The organism is Kitasatospora sp. NPDC091257, from assembly GCF_044757675.1.
GTDB lineage: Bacteria > Actinomycetota > Actinomycetes > Streptomycetales > Streptomycetaceae > Kitasatospora > Kitasatospora lactacystinica.
Genome location: NZ_JBIVVI010001154.1, coordinates 1 through 2863, shown reverse-complemented (window position 1 = coordinate 2863; position 2863 = coordinate 1). Strand labels below are relative to the sequence as shown.

5 protein-coding genes are annotated in these 2863 nt (G+C 70.9%); all 5 read left to right on the top strand.

What is annotated here, in order from left to right; genetic code table 11:
- Positions 1-187, top strand: a 187-nt coding sequence (locus tag ACIQOV_RS35700) for a hypothetical protein (protein WP_401054982.1), incomplete at its 5' end; no start/stop codon positions are given.
- A complete protein-coding gene (locus ACIQOV_RS35695) occupies positions 184-360 on the top strand; it encodes a hypothetical protein (RefSeq protein WP_401054981.1) in 177 nt (58 codons plus the stop codon). The genes ACIQOV_RS35700 and ACIQOV_RS35695, both read left to right, overlap by 4 nt.
- A 17-nt stretch (positions 361-377) precedes the next feature.
- The gene (locus ACIQOV_RS35690) at positions 378-599 is read left to right on the top strand and encodes a hypothetical protein (protein WP_401054980.1); all 222 of its coding nucleotides are present in this window, start codon (positions 378-380) and stop codon (positions 597-599) included.
- Between the two features lie 397 nt (positions 600-996).
- Positions 997-1305, top strand: coding sequence for a hypothetical protein (locus ACIQOV_RS35685; RefSeq protein ID WP_401054979.1), 309 nt, complete (start codon positions 997-999; stop codon positions 1303-1305).
- Between the two features lie 303 nt (positions 1306-1608).
- Entirely contained in the window at positions 1609-2844 is a 1236-nt protein-coding gene (locus ACIQOV_RS35680) for a recombinase RecT (protein WP_401054978.1), read from the top strand.
- Positions 2845-2863: the final 19 nt, after the last annotated feature.

Genomic DNA, 2863 nt, shown 5'->3' with positions numbered 1-2863 from the left:
CCCCGAAGGGGTGGCCGCGAAAACGGAGATCGTCGAGCAGGCCAGGCAGCAAGTCGCCCAGCTCCAGCCCGCCCCCGGCAGCAGTACTGCCCCGCCCGGGCCGGAGACCTTCACCACGCCCGTGTGGGACGCGGCCCTGCCCCGACGCGAAGAAGCCCACCAGGGCAGCGGAGACGAAACGGCATGACCGACCACCCGACCCCTGAACAGCTCGACCACCTGCTCGGCACCGCCGACCGCCGCCGACTCACCCCCGCCGAAGCCACCCTGCTCAGGACCGGCGTCCAGCACCTGCAGAAGTCGGCCGCCTGGGCCTGCACCAGGCCCGCCACCGACGACACCCCGGACCCGACGAAGTGAACGGAGCCCCCTCGACCATGGCGCACACTGCCGAGCCCATCACCGTGGACGCCGAGCCGTACATCGCCCGGCTACGCACCCAGATGGCCGAGGCCTGGGGCCAGGCCCAGGCACAACTGGCCCTCGCCCGCGAAGAGATCGCCGTACGCACCGAGCGGGAAGCCGACCTGGCCCGTCGGATCGCCGAACTCGAATCCACCGTCGCCGAACTGCGATCCGCCGCCTCGACGCGACCGTAGACACCGCCGCGCTCTACCGTCCCCCGCTGTGACCCGGGACCCGGACGACCAGCAACCTCCCGGCCGACACCGACGGAGGACCAGATGGAGCGAGATCACCGGATGGAAGACGATCCGGGACCTGGTCCTCTTCCTGATCGGGGCGATCATGATCGTGAGGGAGGCTTGGACCCCGCCGGTCGACCCGAGCGTGATCATCACGGGCCTGACCCTCGCGGGACTGCCAGCCGCGCTGTCAAGGGACGAACGGCCGCCCCGCGAGTAGCCCCGCGCACCGGCCTCCTGCTGGCCCGGTACCGGTTCACCGCCGGCTACCTGGCTGCCGCCGGCGCCGCGATCGCCGCCACCTGGCCGCTGTGAACCACCCGCCTCGCCCCACAGACCACCGGAGAGGACCGTGAACATCCTCAACGACACCGAGGCGTGGGGCCTGCTGCTCGGCGCCCTCACCCCCTGGGCGACCTCGCTCATCCAGCAGCCTCACTGGAGCAAGGGGGTACGGACCCTCATCGGCACCGTGGCGTCCGCCGCCGTCGGCGTCGTCACCGTCCTCGCCCGCGGGGACATCGCCCACGCGCAGACCGCCCTGACCACTGTCGCCCTCACCGTCGAGGCGTCCAAGGCATTCTACGACGGGCTGTGGCAGTACGCCGGTGCCGGAGCGCTGGAGCGTGCGACGGCCCCGGACCGCCGGTCCGGGTGGTAGCCGGCCCTGTGTCTGAGGCCGGCGCTACCCTAGAGTGATGATGTGGCCGCCGGGCCGACCGACCGCGTGCTCTGGCAACAAGCCCTTCGGGGCTGTCTCCTATCAAGGGGAGCACGCGGACCCGGGCGGATTCGCAACCCGCGGGCCCGGCGGCCACACTTCCTAATCTCCTTGATCCGCACCTGACTTGGCCACGTGGTGGGTGTTCCCACGCAGGCCGGGCTGGCGGGAGGGTGGAGGCAGGCAGCCACACCGGGGCCTGCGAACCCCGGTGCCGCCACGGAGACAAGGAAGGCACCTTCGGTGACAGCACCAACTCAGGAACCACCGCCCAAGGCCGAGCCGGTCACCCCGCTGACGGACAACCGCGCGGAGATGGCCATCGAGACGGCCGACCAGGTCCTGGAGATCACCCAGGAGCAGCGTTTCTGGACGAAGGCCCAGCGGGCGGCCATGGCCACGATCGGCCTCGCCAGCGCCCCCACGCACGACCTCGTCGCGTTCTTCCACATCTGCAAGAGCACCGGCCTGGACCCGTTCCGCCGCGAGATCTACTACATCCAGCGCAAGCGCAAGGTGAACAAGCAGGACGAGCTGTACTACACCGCGCAGACCGGGATCGACGGGTTCCGGCACACCGGGCAGCGCACCGGCCGGTTCATCCGGCGCGTCGGCCCGTTCTGGACCGGACCCGAGGACGATCCGAAGTGGTGGGTCGTGGGCGAGGACGGGATCATCCGTCGCCGCTGGGTGGACGTGTGGCTCCACGACCACCCGCCCGCCGCCGCGATGTGCCGCATCGAGCACCGCAGCATCGCCGGGGACGAGACAGTCACCCAAGCCGTCGCCGTTTTCTCCGAGTTCGCCGTCGGCAAGGACGAGTGGCGCAACGACCCGGTCACGGGCGACGGATACAGGACCGGCAAGCGAGTCCTGACCGGGCAGTGGCCGACGATGGGCGCCCACATGATCGGCAAGGTCGCCGAGGCGCAGGCATGGCGCATCGCGTTCCCGCGTGAGCTGGTGAACATCTACGAGCACGCCGAGATGGAGCAGGCCGACGCCGCTCAGCGCGAAATGGAGCGCGAGGCCGGAGCAGCGCGCCGCCGCGAGGCCCGTGCCCAGGGACAACCCGGTGCGGTCATCCCCGGCACGGTGGTCAACGTATCCACCGCAGACACGGCCGAGGGCACCACCGAACAGGGCGAGCCGGAGAAGGAAGCGGGACCACCGCAGGCGGAACCGATTGACCAGCCGCCCACCGCAGACGAACTGCGCCGCGAGCTGGAGGCCTACGCCTCTGTGATGGGCAGCACCGTCGCCAAGATCACCGCGCGGTGGCGGCAGGCGACTGGGACCGACCTCGAGAAGACGAAGGCCCCGCAGCTCGCAGTCCTGCTCGGCGAGCTGCGCCCCTACGTTGTGTCCGCGCTAGGGTCCGACCCCGAGGCGGCCGAGCACGTCGAGGCCGGTGGCCTGCTGATCCGGCTCAACCCCGACACGGCCGTGTGGAGCAGAGAGGACGCCCGCGAGGGCTAGTCCGCCCCTCCCCGCCCAC